The following is an 18,011-nucleotide window of genomic DNA, read 5'->3' as shown; positions in this document are numbered from 1 at the left end:
CTTCTCACGCAGATGCGAAGGCGGCAAGGGCATCGCCTTCATCGGTAACGGTGGCCTCGATCTCCTCGATCAGCCGGGTCTCCACCAGCACGGCCAGCTCGCCGACGGTGGGGGCCTTGAAGAAGGCCGCAGGGTGCAGCTCGGCACCAAAGCGCTTTTTCACGCGGCCCAGGATCTGCAGGGCCAGCAGCGAGTCGCCGCCCAGCTCGAACAGGTTGTCGTCCACGCCCACCGGGGCAATGCCCAGCATGTCGGTCCACAGCGCGGCCAGGGCCTGCTGCAGCTCGCCTTCGGCCGCGACGTAGGCGGTCTGCAGCGCCGGGCGCGGATGGCCGCCACGGGCCTGCGATCCGTTGGCAGGTTCGGCGACGGCTTCGGCGGCAGGTTCTGCCAGCGCATCCACCAGCCCGGCATCGATCTCGCCCAGGCGCTGCCGCAGGTCGGTGGTGGAGATGACCACCTGGTGCGGCACATCGCCGTTGACGATGCGCTCGAACACCGCTGCCGCTTCTGCGCCGCTCCAGCCTATGCCCTCGGGAATGCGCATGCCGGCGGCCATGCCCAGGTCACGCCAGGCGTCCCAGTCCACGGAGATGACGGGCCAGGCGCGCTGGCGGCTGGCCAGTGCCGCCAGTGCATCCATGCAGGCATTGGCGGCGGCGTAGTCGCTCTTGCCCAGGCCTGCGGTGAGGCTGGAGATGGACGAGCACAGCAGCACGAAGTCCGGCGCCTGCATGTCCAGCGTGCCCTGCGTGCCCAGCAGGTCCAGCAGCAGCCGGGTGCCGCGCAGCTTGGGGGCGAACGTGCGCTCCACGCCGTCCCGCGTGCGGGTGGCCAGCATGCCGCTGTCGGCATGGCCTGCGGCATGGACCACGCCATGCAGCGCGCCAAAGCGCTGGTGCGCCTGCGCCAGCGCCGCCTGCATCTGCGCGGCGTCGGCCACATCGGCGGCCAGGGTCAGCACCTGGGCGCCCTCGGCCTCCAGGGCCAGCAATTGCAGCAGTTGCTGGCGCAGGGTGCTCGGCTGCCCGTCATCGGCGGCCAGCGCCTCCCATTGGCTGCGCGCAGGCAGCGCCGTGCGACCCAGCAGCACCAGGCGGGCCTGCCAGTGCGCGGCCAGATGCCGGGCCAGCGCCAGGCCCACGCCGCCCAGGCCGCCCGTGATCAGGTACACGCCCTGCCTGCGCAGGCGCGGCGCCGCGGCGTCCTGCCATTGCAGGGGCTCATAGGTCTTGCGCCAGCGGTGGGCACCGCGCAGGGCGATGGCCGTGTCGGCCGCGCGCAGCCCATGCGGCGCGCGGGCTTCGTCCAGCAGCTGGCGCGCCAGCCGGGCCTGCATTGCGGGCGAACCCGCCTGCACCACATCGACGAAACGGCAGTCGATGGACGGGCATTCCTGCCCTATCGCCTTGCACAGCGGAAAGACGGCGGCCATCTCGGGGTTCAGCGCTTCCGCTCCGGTCACATCCTCCGAACCGCCTGCGGCCACCAGCAGCAGCCGCCGTGTGCGCGGGCCTCCAGCGCCGTGCGCACGGGCCTCCAGCGCCTGCGCCAGGGCCAGCACGCTGTGAAAGCCGCGCTCCAGCGGCGCAGGGGCGGCCGCATCCATGGCCCACAGGTGGTAGATGGCGCCCACGGGGCCGAACTGCGCCTGCACCGCATCGAGCAAGTCCTCGCAATCGCGGTGCTCGCCGGGGCGCACGGCATGCCGGCCCGGGGCCAGGCAGGCGGGGGCGGCGCCCGTTTCCACGCAGACCACATCGGTGCCCTGCGCGCGCAATGCGTGCACCAGGGCCTCGGCCGTGGCACTGCCGTCGCCAAACACCAGGGCCACCTGGGCTGCGCCGGTGGTGCCTGCCTCCCACTGCAAGGGACTGCGCTGCCAGGCGGCGGCGTAGAACGGACCCGCGGTCGCCGAGGGGCCTGCCGTGCCTGCCGCTTTCGGTGCATCGCCACCCTGCCCCGCAGCCTGCACCCAGAAGGAGCGGCGCTGGAAGGCATAGGTCGGCAGCGGCACGCGCCGGCCTGGCCGCCCGCCCCGGCAGGCAGTCCAGTCGATGTCCACGCCCGCGCACCACAGTCCGGCTACGGCCTGCGCCAGCAGTTGCGCGCTGCGTGCGGTCTGCTGGGGATGGGCCTGGCTGGGCCAGATGCCGGCCGCCGTGGCGGCGCGCGCATGCTGGCGAGCCAGGGCGGCAAGGGCCTGGCCGGGGCCCACCTCCAGCAGCACGCGGCCCGGCTTTCGCACAAGCTCGTCCAGCCCGTCCGCAAAGCGCACGGTATGGCGCAGGTGGCGGGCCCAGTAGGCGGGGCTCATGGCCTGCTCGGCCGTGATGGGCCTGCCGGTCACGCTGGAGATGAAGGCCAGGCGCGGCGCATGCCGGGGCACGCTGGCCACCACCTGCTCCAGCTGCGCCAGCAGGGGCTCGGTCATGGCCGAGTGCGAGGCCACGGCAATGTGCAGCCGGCGCGCGGTGATGTCGCGCGCGCGCAGCGCCTCTTCGGCCGCCTCGATGGCGGCCAGCGGGCCGGACAGCACGCACAGGCGTTCGCCGTTGACGGCACCCAGGTCGCAGCCCGCATCCAGCAGCGATTGCAGCTCGGCCTCGGGCAGGGGCACCGAGGTCATGGCGCCCTGCGGCAGCGACTGCAGCAGGCGGCCGCGCGCCGCCACGATGCGCAGGGCATGCGGCAGTTCGAACACGCCGGCCAGGCAGGCCGCCACATACTCGCCCAGGCTGTGGCCCAGCATGGACACGGGCTGCACGCCGCACGCCATCCACATCCGGGCCAGCGCATAGCCGATCACGAACAGGGCCGGCTGGGCCTTGTCCATGGCGGACAGCGCCGCGTCGGCCTCCACCTCTTCACCCGGGGCGGGGAACAGCCACTGGCGCAGGTCCCAGCCTGTTTCGGCCTGCAGCAGCTCGCAGCAGCGGTCCACCTCCTGACGGAACACACCGCCGTCGCGGTACAGGTCCAGGCCCATGTTGGCGTGCTGCACGCCCCCGCCCGGGAAAAGAAAGGCCACGCCGGGCGGCTGTGCCGGCACCTCGGTGGCCTGGCCTGGCGGCGCAGCAGCAGAAGCAGCGAGGTGCAGGCCCTCCACCGCCATGCCCATGCCGTCGGCCACCACGGCACGGCGATGGCCGAAGGCGCGGCGGCCCTGCTGCAGGGTGTGGGCCACATCGTCCAGCGACAGGCCGCTGCCGGCCTGCTGCAGATGGGCAGCCAGGCGGCGCGCCGCTTCATCCAGCGCACGGGGGCTGCGTGCCGACAGCGGCAGCACCTGCCAGCCCCGAGCGGCATCCGCCTGTGTACCGGAAGGGGCGGCAGAGGTGGCAGGGGCGGCAGCAGCCTCCTGCAGCACCACATGGACATTGGTGCCGCCAATGCCGAAGGCGCTCACGCCCGCGCGGCGCGGTGTGGCCGCCTGGGGCCAGGGCCTGGCCACGGTGTTGACATGGAAGGGACTGCGCTCGAAGTCGATCTGCGGATGCGGCCGCTCGAAATGCAGGCTGGGCGGCAAGGTGGCATGCCGCAGCGAGAGCACCGCCTTGATCAGGCCCGTGACACCGGCGGCCGCATCGAGATGGCCGATATTGGTCTTCACCGAGCCGATGGCGCAGTAGCCCCTGCGCTGCGTGCTGGCGCGAAAGGCCTGGGTCAGCGCCGCGATCTCGATGGGGTCGCCCAGCGCGGTGCCCGTGCCATGGGCTTCCACATAGCCGATGGTGTCGGCCGGCACGCCCGCCAGGGCCTGCGCCGCGCGCACCACGGCGGCCTGGCCGTTGACGCCGGGCGCCGTGAAGCCCACCTTGTCTGCGCCATCGTTGTTGGCGGCGCTGGCCAGGATGACGGCGTGGATGGTGTCGCCGTCGTGCAGCGCATCGTCCAGGCGCTTGAGCACCACAATGCCCGCGCCGCTGCCCTGCAGCGTGCCTGCGGCCTGGGCATCGAAGGCGCGGCAATGCCCGTCCGGCGAGAAGATGGCGCCGGCCTGGTAGCGGTAGCCGCCGTTTTGCAGCAGGTTGAGCGAGACGCCCCCGGCCAGCGCCATGGCGCATTCATGGCCCAGCAGCGCCTGGCAGGCGGTGTGCACCGCCATCAGCGAGGTCGAGCAGGCCGTCTGCACGGTGACGGCCGGGCCGCGCAGGTCCAGCTTGTAGGCCACGCGCGTGGCCAGGGCATCGGCCATGTTGCCGCTCATCAGGCCCAGCAGATCGGCGACCTGGGCGCCAGGGCCCGGCGCATGGCGGGGCAGCAGATGGCGCATCAGGTAGACGCTGGCGCCCGTGCCCGCATACACGCCGATGGCGCCGGGGTAGCGCCGGCCCTCGTAGCCCGCATGCTCCAGCGCCTGCCACGCGCATTCCAGGAAAAGGCGGTGCTGCGGGTCCAGCTGCTCGGCATCGCGCGGGGTGTAGCCGAAGAAGTCGGCATCGAAGAGGTCCATGCCGGCCAGCGGCACGCCGGCCTTCACGTAGCCGGCATCGTCCAGCAGGGCCTGGGGCACGCCCATGGCGCGCAGCTCATCGTCGCTGTAGCGCTTCACGGATTCGACGCCGTCACGGATGTTGGCCCAGAAGCGGTCGATGTCGTCGGCGCCCGGAAAGCGCCCGGCCATGCCGATGACGGCGATCTCCAGGCCGGTGGTTTCGGAGGAAGAAGACATCAGAGGGTCCTTTCGATGTGGCGCTTGCGCTGCAGCAGCGCCTCGCGGCGGCGCTGGGCCGCGTCCATGCCGTCCCGGGCGCCGTCGCCCTCGCCATCTGCTCCTTGCTCGATGCGCCGCGCCAGGGCCGACACCGTGGGGTGCTTGAAGAGATCGACCAGGGACAGCCCCCGGCCCAGCCGCGACTCCAGCAGGCCATGCACGCGGATGAGCTGCAGCGAATGCCCGCCCAGGTCGAAGAAGTTGTCGCTGGCGCCTATGCGCTCCACGCCCAGCACCTGGGCCCAGAGGGCGGCAATGGTCGCGGCCACGCCGCCTTCGGGCGGCTCGTAAGCCTGGCGCTCCAGGGCCGGCAGGGCGGGCGCCTCGGGCAGCGCCTTGCGGTCCACCTTGCCGTTGGCGTTCAGAGGCAAGGCATCCAGTACGGTGATGGACGAGGGCAGCATGTAGTCGGGCAGGGCTGCGGCCAGCGCGCTGCGCAGCGCGGCCATGTCCAGGGTCTGCCCCTGCTGCACCGAGACAAAGGCTGCCAGCCGCGCGCCGTCGGCCGCCTGGCGGGCGACCACCACGGCCTCGCGCACGGCGGGGTGGGCCAGCAGTTGCGCCTCCACCTCGGCCAGCTCGATGCGAAAGCCGCGGATCTTCACCTGGTGGTCCACGCGGCCCAGGTAGTCGATCTGGCCGTCGCCGCGCCAGCGCACCAGGTCGCCCGTGCGGTACAGGCGCTCGCCCGTGCGGCTGGCGGGGTCGGCGACAAAGCGCTCGGCGCTCAGGCCCGGCCGCCGCCAGTAGCCGCGCGCCAGGCCCATACCGCCCAGATACAGCTCGCCGGCCACGCCGCGCGGCACCTCGTTGAGCGCGGCATCCAGCACATGGGTGCGCAGCCCGGCCACGGGGCGGCCTATGGGCACGGACAACGCGCCCTCGTCCCGGCAGTCCCACCAGGTGACCTCGATGGCCGCCTCCGTGGGACCGTAGAGATTGAGCAGGCGGGTGCCGGGGAAGGCCTGCAGCACGGCCGCCTGCAATTCGGCGGACAGGGCCTCGCCGCTGCAGATGATGCGCTGCAGCCCCTGGCAGGTGGCGGCCGCCGGGTGCGCCATGAAGGCCTGCAGCATGGACGGCACGAAGTGGATGGTGTTGACCTGATGGCGCGCTATCAGCTCGGCCAGGCGCCGGGGATCGCGGTGGTCGCCGGGGGCGGCCAGCGCCAGGCGTGCGCCGGTGGTCAGCGGCCAGAAGAATTCCCAGAAGGAGATGTCGAAGCCGAAGGGCGTTTTCTGCAGCACCGTGTCGCCCGGGCCCAGCGGCTGGTGCATCTGCCCCCACGCCAGGCGGTTGCACAGCGAACGGTGGCGGTTGGCCGCGCCCTTGGGCCGGCCCGTGGAGCCCGAGGTGTAGATGACATAGACCAGGCTGTCGCCATGCAGGGCAATGGCCGGGTTGTGGGACGGCAGGTCCTGCAGCCGGGACGCCAGGCCCGGCACATCGACCCATTGGGCACTGCAGTTGGCCGGCAGGCGGTCCCGCACCTGCGGCTGCACCAGCACCAGGGACACGCCGCTGTCCTCCAGCATGTAGGCGATGCGGTCGGCCGGGTGCTCGGGGTCGATGGGCACATAGGCCGCGCCGGCCTTCATGATGGCCAGCAGCCCCACGACCATCTCGATGGAGCGCTCCATGGCAATGCCCACCGGCACGCCGGGTCGCACGCCCGATGCGATCAGGTGATGCGCCAGGCGGTTGGCGCGCGCATTGAGCTCGGCGTAGCCCAGCGTGGCCTCGCCCAGGCACAGGGCCGGGGCACCGGGGCTGCGCGCCACCTGCTGCTCGAAGCGGCGGTGCACGATGTCGCCGCCGTGCAGGACCTGGTCATTGCAGCTCCAAGCCGCCAGTTGCTGGCGTTCTTCGGGACCCAGCAGCGGCACCTCGTCCACGGCACATTGGGGCTGGCGCGCCAGTGCGTCCAGCATGGCCGCATAGTGGGCGGCCAGGCGCTGCATGCTGCCCGGCTCGAACAGCTCGCGGGCATAGACCAGGCTGATGCCCAGGCCGCCATCCGAGCGCTCGCGCACTTCCACGGTCAGCTCGAACTGCGCATCTGCGGCCGCCAGCGGCTGGCCGGCCACGGTCCAGCCCGGCACCTGCTGCAGCGCGTGCCAGTCCTCCACCAGATGATTGAAGAGCACCTGGAACAAGGGGCTGTGCGCCAGGCTGCGCTGCGGCTGCAGCGCCTCCACCAGCTGCTCGAACGGCAGCGCGTGGTGGGCCTGCGCGCCCTGCGCCGCCTCGCGGGCCTGCTGCAGCACGTCGGCCAGGCGCATGCGCCCGTCGATGCGGTTGCGCAGCACCAGGGTGTTGACGAAAAAGCCGACCACGCCCTGCAGGTCGGCATGCGCGCGGTTGGCCACGGGCACGCCGACGCGGATGTCCTCCTGCCCCGTGTAGCGGTACAGCAGCGCCTGCCATCCTGCCAGCAGCAGCGTGAAGAGCGTGTCCCCCTGCTGGCGGGCCTGCGCGCGCAGCGCCTGCAAGGTCGCGCCGGACAGCTCGAAGCCGTGCCGTCCCGCCCGATAGCGTGCCAGCGCCTGGCGCGGATGGTCGGTGGGCAGGGCCAGCACAGGCTGGGCCTCGCCTGGGGGCACCTGCAACCGTTCCAGCCAGTAGGCCAGCGAGGCCTGCTGGCCTTGCTGGGCCTGTTGAGCCTGCTCCCGCTGCCAGACGGCGTAGTCCACATACTGCAGCGCCGGGCCGCTGTTCGGGGCGCCGGCATACAGCGCCGCCAGATCGTCCAGCAGGATCTGCATGGAGGCGCCGTCGGAGACGATGTGGTGCATCACCAGCGCCAGGATGTGCTCATGGGCCTGCAGCCGCACCAGGCCAGCCCTGGCCAGCGGCCCCTGCTGCAGATCAAAGGGCTGGGCGCACAGCGCCTGCAGCCATTGGGCGGCGTGCTCCTCGCGCTGCGCGGGCTTGCCCTGCGCGGCCTGCGCGGCATCCAGCCACTGCAGCTCCAGCCTGCCCTGGGGGTCCAGGCGCTGCTCGACCTCCCCATCGGGCCGGGCGTTGAATACCGTGCGCAGCGAACCGTGCCTTTCGGCCAGGCCCTGCACGGCCGCACGCAGGGCGCCTGCATCCAGCGGCCCGGTGATGCGCAGGGCGCCCTGCACGTGGTAGGCCGTGCTGCGCGTATCCATCTTCCAGAGAAACCATTGGCGCTGCTGGGCCGGCGTCAGCGGCAGGGGCATGGCGCGGCGGGCCTCTGCCAGCGGGGCAATGCGCTGCAGCGCCATGCCCGGCTGGCGCTGTTGGCGCAGCCGGTCGATGTCCTGCGCCTGGTCGCGCAGCCGCGGGTGCTCGAAGACCCGCCCGGCCGGATACGCCAGGGACCATTGCCGGCAGATGCGCGCAGCCAGCCGCACGGCGGCCAGGGAGTTGCCGCCTTGCGAGAAGAAGTTGGCCTCGCCGGCCGGCTTGTGCAGGGCATCGCCACCGAGCACCTCGCGCCACAGGCCGGCCAGCGTGCTTGTGGTGGGATCTGCCGCGCCCGCCTCCTGCGGTGCCTGGCTGCCGCCGTCCGCGAAGCGGCCCGACTCGAACACGGCCCAGGCATCCAGCGTGCGCGCGGACCAGCCTTGGCGGCAGGCTGCGCGCTGCAGCTTGCCGCTGGAGGTGCGGGGCAAGGCGCCGGGGTTGAGCAGCACGATCACCCGGGGTGCCTCACCGCACTGCGCGCCCACGGCGGTGCTCAGGGCATCGACCAGGGCCTGGGCCGGCACCAGCTTTTGCATGCCGAACGAGACTTCGGCAGCAATGCCTATGCCTTCCCGGCCATCGATGTCCACCGCAAACGCGGCCACGCGTCCCTTGCGCACGGCTTCGACCTCGGCCTCGACCACGCGCTCGATGTCCTGCGGGTAGAGGTTGTGCCCGCGCACGATGATCAGGTCCTTGATGCGGCCCGCCACATGGACCTGCCCGCCGTGCACGAAGCCCAGGTCGCCCGTGCGCAGCCAGCGCCGGCCTGCATGCTCGACAAAGGCCTGCTGCGTTTGCTGCGGCTTGCCCCAGTAGCCCTGGCTGATGCTGGGGCCGTGCGCCCAGATCTCGCCCACGCGGCCGGGCTCCAGCACCTGCAGGCTGTGCGGATCGACGATGGCCACCGCATGGCCGGGAACGGCGGGGCCGCAGCCCACCAGCGCGGTGGTCTGCGAGGCGCCGGGGCTTTCCACGGCCCGGCCCTGGCCCAGGGCCTCGGTATCGAAGGACGTGATCGTGGCGCCCGCGCCGCAACTGCCGCCGGTGATGAACAGGGTGGCCTCGGCCAGGCCGTAGCAGGCATAGGCCGCGTCGGGCCGCAGGCCGCAGGCGGCAAAGCGCTGCGCGAAGGCCGTGACGGTGTCGGCACGCACGGGCTCGGCGCCGGTGTAGGCCAGCCGCCAGCTCGACAGGTCCAGCTGCGCCAGCTGCGACGGCTTGATGCGCTCCAGGCACATGCGGTAGGCGAAGTCGGGGCCGCCGCTGATGGTGGCGCGGTGGCGCGAGATCAGCTCCAGCCAGCGCACGGGGCTTTCCAGGAAGAGGCGCGGCGAGGTCAGCACCAGCGGCAGCCCGCTGTACAGCGGCTGCAGCAGGCCGCCGATCAGGCCCATGTCGTGGTACAGCGGTGCCCAGGACATGAAGCGGTCGCCCGCGCCGATGTCCATGCGCTGCTGGATGGCGGCCTCGTTGGCGATGAGGTTGCCGTGGCTGACCATCACGCCCTTGGGCGCCGAGGTGGAGCCCGAGGTGTATTGCAGGAAGGCGATGTCGTCGGCAGCCGGCGCATGGGGCCGCCAGGCCTCGGCATCGGCCAGGTCCACCTGGTCGGCGGCCACGGCGGCAATGCTGCCAAAGCGCGCATCGGCGCCGGGCAGGGCCTGCATCACTTCGGCCGTGCTGATCACGCAGGCCGCATCCGCGTCGCCCACGATGCCCAGCAGCCGCTCCAGGTGCTGCACGCGCAGCGATTCCAGCGGCGGCACCGGCACGGCGATCACGCCCGCGTAGAAGCAGGCCAGCATGCTGGCGGCGTAGTGCTCGTCGTTGTCCATCATCACCAGGGCGCGCGCGCCCACGGGGCACAGCTGCTGCAGCCGGGTGGCCAGCGCACGCACGCGGCGGTCGAACTCGCCATAGCTGTGGCTGCGCTCGACCACGCGGCCGTCCTGCACGGCGGCCACGGTGAGCCAGATGTCGTCGGGCCGCTGCTGCGCCAGGCCCCTCAGATGCTCGACCAGGCTGGCCGGCGCCCGGCCTGCTGCCGCGATTGCACTTTGTCCACTCAGCATGTCAGCTGCCTCCCGGGTTCTCAGAAACGGTCCAGATTGCTGCGCGGCTCGGCCATGGCGACGATGACCTTGCGCGGCCCCTTGAAGGGCGAGCGGGCATGGGCCACGAGCATGTTGTCCAGCATCAGCACGTCGCCCTGCTCCCAGGGGAAGCTGACGGTCTCGGCGTCCAGCGCGGCGCGCACCTCGGCGAAGATGTCGTCGCCGATGGTGGAGCCGTCGGCGAAGAAGGTGTTGCGCGGCAGGTTCTCGATGCCGTAGACCTCCTCCAGCACCTCGCGCTCCTCGGGCTCGCGCGCCGAGATGTGGAACAGGTGGGCCTGGTTGAACCAGACCATCTCGCCCGTGACGGGATGGCTCTCCATGGCCTGGCAGAGCTGGCGTGTGCGCAGGCCGTCGTCCTCCTTCCACTCCCAGTCCATGCGCGCATGGCGGCAGAAGGCCTCGACCTCGGCGCGGCTTTCGGTGTTGAAGACCTTCTGCCAGGGCACGTCCATCTCGCCGAAGTTGCGCACGTACAGGATGCCGGGCTCGAACAGCTCGCGGATGCGCGCCGGAATGCGGCGGTAGACCGCACGGCTGTCGGCAATCGGCGTCTCGCCGCCCTCGGGCGATGCGGTGACGCAGTGGAACCAGATCTTCATGGGCCACTCGCGCGTGTAGGCCTGCTCGTTGTGCAGCGGAATGCTCTGGTGGGCCGGGTATTCGGTGGAGGTGTAGACGCCCGCGCCGCTGGAGGCCTCGACCGCGCTGCGCGGCGTGGAGGCGAATTCGTACTTGAGCAGCGGGTGGCCGAAGGCCGAGGCGAAGCGCTGGAAGGTCTCCACATCGGGCACGCCAAAGCCGCGCAGCAGCACGCCGCCCGTGGTCAGCAGGGCCTCGTCGATGTCGCGGCGCAGCGGCGGCAGCGCGGCCAGCAGGTCCTGGCCCGGCTGGGCGGGCGTGATGAGCTGGGGAAGCAGCGAGCCCGCGGGGGCCTTGCGCTCGAAGCGCTGGAGGGTTTCGTTCATGTCGATTCCTTGGTGCGCCACGCAAGAGCTGCCGCGTAGCCCGGCGGCGCTGGCAGCGCCATCGCTTGAAAACCATTCCAGTCGGGGACCGCGCAGGCGATGGCCAGCCGTCCGTCCCCTCCCGGGCTGATGCCTATGGAGCGCAGGTGCTCGGCCACGCCGATGCCGATGGCCTTGAGCACGGCCTCCTTGCCCACCCAGCGCTGGTAGAAGGCCGCCAGCCGATCAGGCGCACGGCGCACGCTGGCGCGTTCCTGGTCGGTGCAGACGGCGTCGAGCATGACCTCGGCATCGAGGTCGGGCTTGTGCTGCTCGATGTCCACGCCCAGGTGCAGCACGCCACCGGGGTCGGCCAGCGCGATCAGCGCATGGCCGCCCGAATGCGAGACGTTGAACACAGGCGCCCTGTGCGGCTCGTCATCCACGAAAGGCTTGCCGTGCGTGCCGATGGCCAGGGGCACATCGGCCGGGCAGCAGCCCAGCCTGCGCCCCAGCAGCCGCCGCGTGGCAGCGCGCGTCTGTGCGAAGCGCAGCCGGTCGGCGGCCCGCACGAAGCGCGCGGCGCGACCGCGCTCCTCGGGGGTCAGGTGCGGCAGGCTGTCGCTCAGTTCGGCCCTCAGGTCCAGGTCCAGCCTGAAGACCTCGATGCCCTGGCTCATGGCCTCACGCACGGACACGAGCTGCATGGATTTCCCCCTGGAGTGACTGGGACCCGGCCAGGCGCTGCGCCAGCACGGCCAGCACATCGCCTTCGCGCTGCCTGATGAAGAAATGCCCGCCCTCGAACCAGTCCAGCGTGAAGGCCCCGGCGGCCTCCTGCGACCAGGCCTGGACGCGGGGCGCCTCGATGTCGTCCTGCCGCCCCGCAAAGACATGCACCGGCAGCGGCAGGCCCGCAGCGGGCACATGGCCGAAGCTCTCGCAGACGCGGTAGTCGGACCCCAGCACATCCAGCGTGATGCGCATGAGCTCGGGGCTGGCAAACACCTCTTCGGGCGTGCCGCCCTGCCTGCGCAGATCGGCAATCAGCGCCGCATCGTCGCCCTTGCCCGCAAAGCGCTCGGGATCACGGCAGGCCGGTGCCGGGCTGCCCGAGGCAATCAGGGCCAGCGGCAGCTCCCTGCCCTGCTCGCGCAACTGCCGCGCCATGCCGAAGGCCAGCAGCGCGCCCATGCTGTGGCCCAGCAGCGCAAAGCGGCCGCGCATGGCCTGGCGCTGCTCGGCGCACAGCAGCGAGACCAGCTGCCCGAAGTCCTCGACCGCAGGCTCGCCCAGCCGGCTGCCCCGCCCCGGCAGCTCCACGGGCGCAATGCGGATCCAGTGGGGCAGCAGCCTGCGCCAGCGCAGGTACATGGTGGCGCTGGCGCCTGCGCACGGCAGGCACAGCAGGGTCAGCGGCGCGTGCATGCGCGTCAGCCCGCTGCGGTTTCGATCACGGTATCGGTATCGCTTTGCAGCGCGGCGCCGGCTCCCGCCTGCTCCTGCTGCTGCATCCACACGCGCAGCGACTTGGGCCGCATGTCGGTCCAGGTGGCGTCCACGTAGTCGAGCACGGTTTTCTTGTCGCCCTTCACGCCCTCCACGGCGGTCCAGCCGCCGGGCACGGCCTTCCAGTGCGGCCAGATGGAATACTGTTCCTCGTGGTTGACCAGAACGATGAAGGTTTCGTCTTCGCGGTCGAAGCAGCTTGTAGACATGCAGGCGTCCTTAATGCGGTTGAACATCGGTGAGGCCAGTACGGGATCGCGGCGACCCGGTACTGCGCCTCTGTTGAACATGACGTTCCGGATCCGAAACTGTTCACGCCGCGTGCGCGCCGGTTCCGGGTCGTGCGCGGGGCTGCACCGTTCAATGGTGGTCCAGCAGCGAGCGGTGGACATGGATGGCCTTGCAGGCATCGGCAATCCTGGCGTTCACCAGGCCCAGCGCGCACTCCATGTGCTCGGCGATCTGGCGCTGGGTGAGGCCTTTGATGCGGTACAGCTCGAAGGTCTCGCGGGTCTTGGGCGGCACCTCGTCCAGGGCCTGGTCGATCAGGCGTATGGCCTGGGACTCGAACAGGCTGCGCTCGGGCGAGCGGCCGTCCGGTATCTCCAGCGTCTCCACATCCACGCCGTGGGTGCGGTAGGTGTTCTCGCGCTCCTGGCGGCGCAGGTAGTCCAGCGCCATGTTGCAGACGGCGCGCGTCCAGTAGGCGGCGGGCTTGGCGATCTCGGCATCGCTGCGCATCTCGGCAACGCGCAGATAGGTGTCCTGCACGGCCTCGTCGGCCAGTTCGGGATTCCTGAGAATTCTTCGCGCGACCCTCACCAACTGTCCACGCGAAGCAATGAAGACCTCTTCCAGCGAAGAATGTGTGTGATTCAAGGACACGATGCAGTTCCTCTCGCAAGCTAGGCAAGAACGTCAAGGGGAAATGTCGACCGCAGGTCGATGGACGGCCGGCGTGCCGCCCGTGCAAAAACACGGGAACGGGGCTCGGCACAGGTGGAAAGCGGCGGCACAACCGCTGACCGCAGGGCATCAGTGCACGCCGATGCGCATCGGCGTGACTTGGGAGGCAGGCCTAGATCGGGCCTAGATCGGGCCTAGATCGGCCTCATGACGGCCTCAGGGCGGCGGCCGCCCTCGCCGGATCCATGCGTCCTGCAACAGGATCGGCAAGGGCTGTGCAGCCTTGCAGACGTGCTGAAACTTGAACCGGGACCATGGCATGCAGTGGCGCTCCTTTGACGTTTTCCAACATTGAAATGAGAAGCATTACCAGTTCCGGCGACAGGACCGGGCCTGGAATGGCTGCTCACACCTGCCTGGAAGACGTCCCGCCAGTGCAAACGGAGACACGGCTATCGGCTGTGGAAAATCGGCAGGCATCGCCTATGGCGCATCGCATCACCATGGCTTTCCCTCGCCGTGGATGATGGGCCTGGATCATGACGGACTGGTGATGCCCGATACATCGGGATGGAAGCAGGAACTGCCTGCAGCGCAGGCCCCTGCCATCGCACTGGGCAGGCCCCATCGAGATGCGGCCCGCAGCGAAACTGCAGACGAAAAAAAAGCCACCTTGCGGTGGCTTCTTGTCTGCGCAAACGCGGCGGTTCGCACAAGGAATCTGGCGGAGTGGACGGGACTCGAACCCGCGACCCCCGGCGTGACAGGCCGGTATTCTAACCAACTGAACTACCACTCCTGGCAGACAGCTTTTGCGCTCTTTCGAGCCAAGTGCTGCGAACTTGGCGACCCTACGGGGATTCGAACCCCGGTACTCACCGTGAAAGGGTGATGTCCTAGGCCTCTAGACGATAGGGTCAATCCTAGAACTTGCGTAAATACTCAAGTCTCAATTTTTGGTGGAGGTAAACGGGATCGAACCGATGACCTCTTGCATGCCATGCAAGCGCTCTCCCAGCTGAGCTATACCCCCTTGCTGCAACGTTGCACTGCTTCGTTGCTGCGATTCAAAAATTGTAGCACAGCGTTTTTGGGGCAATTCCGGAATGCATGACTTTTTTATGTCGTCCTGCATTCCGGCGCCCTGCTGCAGCCCGGGTCAGGCCAGGCTTTGCCCGTCGCGTATGCGGTGGATCTCGGCGATGTCCACCACCCAGACCAGGCCGTCGCCGACCTGGCCCGAGTGACAGGCCGAGGTGATGGCCGCGCGGATGGGCTCGACCATGGATGCCTCGGCCAGCACGCAGACCATGATCTTGTCGGAGAAGTCGGTCAACTCCTCCTTCACGCTGCGCTTGTCGATGGCGGCCGGGGCCGTGAAGCCCTCGGCACGGAACAGCGTCACGCCGGGGAAGTTGGGAATGGCGCGCAGCGCGTCGCGCAGGCGCTCCAGGCGGCTGGGGCGCACGATGGCCCGGATTTCCTTCATGGTCATTGCAGTGTCTCCTTCATCAGGCTTCCAGCGGTTTTTCGTCAAACCAGCGGTACAGGGTCGGCAACACCACCAGCGTGAGCAGGGTGGACGAGATCAGGCCACCGATCACCACGATGGCCAGCGGGCGTTGCACCTCCGAGCCGGGGCCGGTGGCGAACAGGAAGGGCACCAGGCCCAGCAGCGCGACGGTGGCCGTCATCATCACGGGGCGGAAGCGCTGCACGCAGCCTTCGCGCACGGCCTCGGCCACGTTCATGCCATCTTCGCGCAGCTTGCGGATGCAGGAGACCAGCACCACGCCGTTGAGCACCGCAATGCCCCACAGCGCGATGAAGCCCACCGATGCCGGCACGCTCACGTATTCGCCCGTGACGAACAGGCCTATCAGTCCCCCGATGGAGGCGAAGGGCAGCACCAGGATGATCAGCCCGGCCAGCTTGACCGAGTTGAACAGCAGGAACAGCAGGAAGAAGATGGCCACGATGGTCAGCGGCACGATGATCTGCAGCGTGCCCATGGCGCGCTCCATGTTCTCGAACTGGCCACCGTACTTGAAGTAGTAGCCATCGGGCAACTGCACTTCACTGTCGATGCGCTGCTGCACTTCGGTCACGAAGCCGCCCAGGTCGCGCCCTTCCACGTTGGCTCCCACCACCACGCGGCGCTTGCCGCCTTCGCGGCTGATCTGCGCGGGGCCGTCCACCAGCTCGATGCGGGCCACGCTGCTCAGCGGCACCTGGGCGCCCGTGGCCGTGGTCAGCAAGGTGGCGCCGATGGCGGCGGGCGAGCCGCGGAACGGCTCGGGGAAGCGAACCACCACGTTGTAGCGGCGCTCGCCCTCGTAGACCGTGGTCACTTCCTTGCCGCCGATGGCCGACTCGATCACGCCCTGCACGTCGGTGACGTTCAGGCCGTGGCGGGCGATCGCCTTGCGGTCGATATCCACGGTCAGCGCCTGCTGGCCTGACAGGCGCTCGACGCGGATGTCCGTGCTGCCCGGCACGCTCTTGAGGATGCGTGCGACCTGCTCGGACACGTCGCGCAGCTCGCTCAGCTCGTCGCCGAAGACCTTGATGGCCAGTTGCGAGCGCACGCCCGTGACCATTTCGTCCACGCGCTCGGAGATCGGCTGGGACAGCACGATCTGCACGCCCGGGATCGAGGACAGGCGCTGGCGGATGTCTTCGTCGATCTCGTCCTGGGTGCGGTCGGACTCGGGGTCCAGCAGCACGATGGGGTCGGACTCGTTGGGGCCTGCGGGATCGGCCGGCGATTCGCCGCGTCCGAGCTTGGAGACCACGCTGAGCACGCCGGGCACTTCTGCCACGGACTTCATCGCCGCCATTTCCATGCGGATGGACTCGTCCAGCGAGATGCTGGGCACGCGGTTGATCTGCGGCGTCAGCGCCCCCTCCTTCATGGTGGGCATGAAGGACTTGCCCAGCAGCGGGAACAGTCCCAGCGAGCCCAGCAGCAGCGCCACGGCCACGGCCAGCGTGGCGCGGTTGCGCGCGGTGGCCAGGTCCAGCAGGCGCAGGTAGTGGCGCTTGAGGAAGGCGATCAGGCGCGTGTCATGGTCCGCGCCGCCCTTGAGGAAGTACGAGCACAGCACGGGCGACAGGAACAGCGACACGGCCAGCGAGACGGCCAGCGAGATCGCGATGGTCAGCGCCAGCGGGCCGAACATCTTGCCTTCGATGCCTTGCAGCGTCATCAGCGGCAGGAACACCAGGATGATGATGGCGATGCCGAAGATGGTGGGCGTGGCCACCTCGGTGGTGGCCGACAGCACGGTGCGCACGCGTGCGCCCATGCTGTCGCCGGCCTGGCCGAGCTTGTGGAACACGTTCTCCACCACCACCACGGTGGCATCGACCATGAGGCCGATGGCGATCGCCAGCCCCCCCAGCGACATGAGGTTGGCCGAGATGCCCCAGCGGTTCATCATGATGAAGGTGGTCAGCGGCGTGATGATCAGCGTGGCCACCACGATCAGGCTGGAGCGCACGTCACCCAGGAAGATGAAGAGCACCACGACCACGAGCAGGATGCCCTCGATCAGCACCTTGCCCACGGTCCACAGCGCCGAGTCGACCAGGTCGGTACGGTCGTAGTAGGGAACGATCTGCAGGCCGCCGGGGAGCATGCCCTTGGAGTTGATCTCCTGCACGCGCTCCTTCACGCGGGTGACCACTTCCTTGGCATTGCCGCCGCGCATCATCAGCACGATGCCGGAGACGCCTTCGGTATAGCCGCCCTTGATGATGGCGCCCTGGCGCACTTCCTGGCCCAGCTGGACCTCGGCCACATCGCGCACGAAGACCGGCACGCCGCCTTCCTGCTTGAGAACGATGTTGCCGATGTCATCCAGCGACTGGACCAGGCCCACGGCGCGGATCAGGTACTGCTCGGTGACCTGGGGCAGGATGCCGCCGCTGGCATTGGCGTTGTTGTCGGCGATGGCCTGGACCACATGGCGCACGGACAGGCCGTAGTGGCGCAGCCGGCCGGGATCGACCTCCACCTGGTACTGCTTGACGTAGCCGCCCTGCGAGTTGATTTCGGCCACGCCGGGAATGGAGCGCAGCAGCGGGCGCGCCACCCAGTCCTGGATGGTGCGGCGCTCGGTCAGCTCCTCGGGCGTGAGGGCCCGCTTGCCGTCGTCGGGATGGTCCAGCGTGTACTGGTAGACCTCGCCCAGGCCCGTGGACACCGGCCCCAGCACGGGGATGATGCCTGCGGGCATGCGCGGCGTGACCTCCATCAGCCGCTCGGTGACGAGCTGGCGTGCAAAGTACACGTCGGTGGCATCGGTGAAGACCAGGGTGATGATGGACAGGCCGCTCTTGTTGAGCGAGCGCATCTCCACCAGGCCCGGCATGCCGGTCATGGCGATTTCCAGCGGCACGGTCACGAAGCGCTCGATTTCCTCGGGCGAACGGCCTGGCGCCTCGGTGGCCACCTGAACCTGGACGTTGGTCACGTCAGGAAAGGCATCCACCGACAGATTCATGGCGGCGCGCAGGCCGAAGCCGCACAGCACCAGCGAGAGCACGATCACGATGAGCCGCTGGCTCAGTGCGGCCCGGATCATGGAAGCGATCATG

Annotated in this window: 9 protein-coding genes and 3 tRNA genes; all 12 read right to left on the bottom strand. The window is 69.7% G+C overall.

The features are described 5' to 3' along the window. Nucleotides 1–4: 4 nt before the first annotated feature. The 12 genes from ACF8ME_RS23000 to ACF8ME_RS22945 all read right to left on the bottom strand — a co-directional run bounded on the left by ACF8ME_RS23000 (nucleotide 5) and on the right by ACF8ME_RS22945 (nucleotide 18,010). A complete protein-coding gene (locus tag ACF8ME_RS23000) occupies nucleotides 5–4,675 on the bottom strand; it encodes an SDR family NAD(P)-dependent oxidoreductase (RefSeq protein WP_392418313.1) in 4,671 nt (1,556 codons plus the stop codon). Next, nucleotides 4,675–10,005, bottom strand: a complete 5,331-nt coding sequence (locus tag ACF8ME_RS22995) for an amino acid adenylation domain-containing protein (protein WP_392418312.1) — start codon at nucleotides 10,003–10,005, stop codon at nucleotides 4,675–4,677. The genes ACF8ME_RS23000 and ACF8ME_RS22995 overlap by 1 nt, the downstream gene beginning before the upstream one ends. A 20-nt stretch (nucleotides 10,006–10,025) precedes the next feature. Further along, nucleotides 10,026–11,015 carry a TauD/TfdA family dioxygenase gene (locus ACF8ME_RS22990; RefSeq protein WP_016450666.1) on the bottom strand — a complete coding sequence of 330 codons (990 nt, stop codon included), beginning with the start codon at nucleotides 11,013–11,015 and terminating at the stop codon, nucleotides 10,026–10,028. Then, entirely contained in the window at nucleotides 11,012–11,701 is a 690-nt protein-coding gene (locus ACF8ME_RS22985) for a 4'-phosphopantetheinyl transferase family protein (protein WP_392418310.1), read from the bottom strand. Before ACF8ME_RS22985 ends, ACF8ME_RS22990 begins: the two co-directional genes overlap by 4 nt. Next, the gene (locus tag ACF8ME_RS22980; protein WP_392418309.1) at nucleotides 11,679–12,422 is read right to left on the bottom strand and encodes a thioesterase II family protein; all 744 of its coding nucleotides are present in this window, start codon (nucleotides 12,420–12,422) and stop codon (nucleotides 11,679–11,681) included. The genes ACF8ME_RS22985 and ACF8ME_RS22980 overlap by 23 nt, the downstream gene beginning before the upstream one ends. Nucleotides 12,423–12,427: 5 nt before the next feature. Continuing rightward, nucleotides 12,428–12,712 (bottom strand): MbtH family NRPS accessory protein, encoded by a 285-nt coding sequence (locus ACF8ME_RS22975; RefSeq protein ID WP_034395838.1) that lies wholly within the window; start codon nucleotides 12,710–12,712, stop codon nucleotides 12,428–12,430. Nucleotides 12,713–12,863: 151 nt separating this feature from the next. Beyond that, a complete protein-coding gene (locus tag ACF8ME_RS22970; RefSeq protein WP_046238427.1) occupies nucleotides 12,864–13,388 on the bottom strand; it encodes a sigma-70 family RNA polymerase sigma factor in 525 nt (174 codons plus the stop codon). 743 nt (nucleotides 13,389–14,131) lie between these two features. Continuing rightward, nucleotides 14,132–14,208 (bottom strand) — tRNA-Asp (locus tag ACF8ME_RS22965). Nucleotides 14,209–14,252: 44 nt separating this feature from the next. Further along, a tRNA-Glu gene (locus ACF8ME_RS22960) sits at nucleotides 14,253–14,328 on the bottom strand. A gap of 38 nt (nucleotides 14,329–14,366) precedes the next feature. Beyond that, a tRNA-Ala gene (locus ACF8ME_RS22955) sits at nucleotides 14,367–14,442 on the bottom strand. 126 nt (nucleotides 14,443–14,568) lie between these two features. Then, nucleotides 14,569–14,904, bottom strand: coding sequence for a P-II family nitrogen regulator (locus ACF8ME_RS22950; protein ID WP_016450797.1), 336 nt, complete (start codon nucleotides 14,902–14,904; stop codon nucleotides 14,569–14,571). Between the two features lie 16 nt (nucleotides 14,905–14,920). Continuing rightward, nucleotides 14,921–18,010, bottom strand: coding sequence for an efflux RND transporter permease subunit (locus ACF8ME_RS22945; protein ID WP_016450796.1), 3,090 nt, complete (start codon nucleotides 18,008–18,010; stop codon nucleotides 14,921–14,923). Nucleotide 18,011 lies beyond the last annotated feature (1 nt).

The sequence above is a fragment of the Delftia sp. WSY_7 genome (assembly GCF_043104845.1).
Lineage (GTDB): Bacteria > Pseudomonadota > Gammaproteobacteria > Burkholderiales > Burkholderiaceae_C > Comamonas > Comamonas tsuruhatensis.
This window is presented reverse-complemented; position numbering and strand designations above follow the sequence as displayed.

What these genes read in the sequence shown, in the direction of transcription:
- ACF8ME_RS23000 (WP_392418313.1), bottom strand. Translation starts at nt 4,675, where the DNA reads ATGTCTTCTTCCTCCGAAACCACCGGCCTGGAGATCGCCGTCATCGGC.
- ACF8ME_RS22975 (WP_034395838.1), bottom strand. Translation starts at nt 12,712, where the DNA reads ATGTCTACAAGCTGCTTCGACCGCGAAGACGAAACCTTCATCGTTCTG.
- ACF8ME_RS22995 (WP_392418312.1), bottom strand. Translation starts at nt 10,005, where the DNA reads ATGCTGAGTGGACAAAGTGCAATCGCGGCAGCAGGCCGGGCGCCGGCC.
- ACF8ME_RS22980 (WP_392418309.1), bottom strand. Translation starts at nt 12,422, where the DNA reads ATGCACGCGCCGCTGACCCTGCTGTGCCTGCCGTGCGCAGGCGCCAGC.
- ACF8ME_RS22945 (WP_016450796.1), bottom strand. Translation starts at nt 18,010, where the DNA reads ATGATCGCTTCCATGATCCGGGCCGCACTGAGCCAGCGGCTCATCGTG.
- ACF8ME_RS22990 (WP_016450666.1), bottom strand. Translation starts at nt 11,015, where the DNA reads ATGAACGAAACCCTCCAGCGCTTCGAGCGCAAGGCCCCCGCGGGCTCG.
- ACF8ME_RS22985 (WP_392418310.1), bottom strand. Translation starts at nt 11,701, where the DNA reads ATGCAGCTCGTGTCCGTGCGTGAGGCCATGAGCCAGGGCATCGAGGTC.
- ACF8ME_RS22950 (WP_016450797.1), bottom strand. Translation starts at nt 14,904, where the DNA reads ATGACCATGAAGGAAATCCGGGCCATCGTGCGCCCCAGCCGCCTGGAG.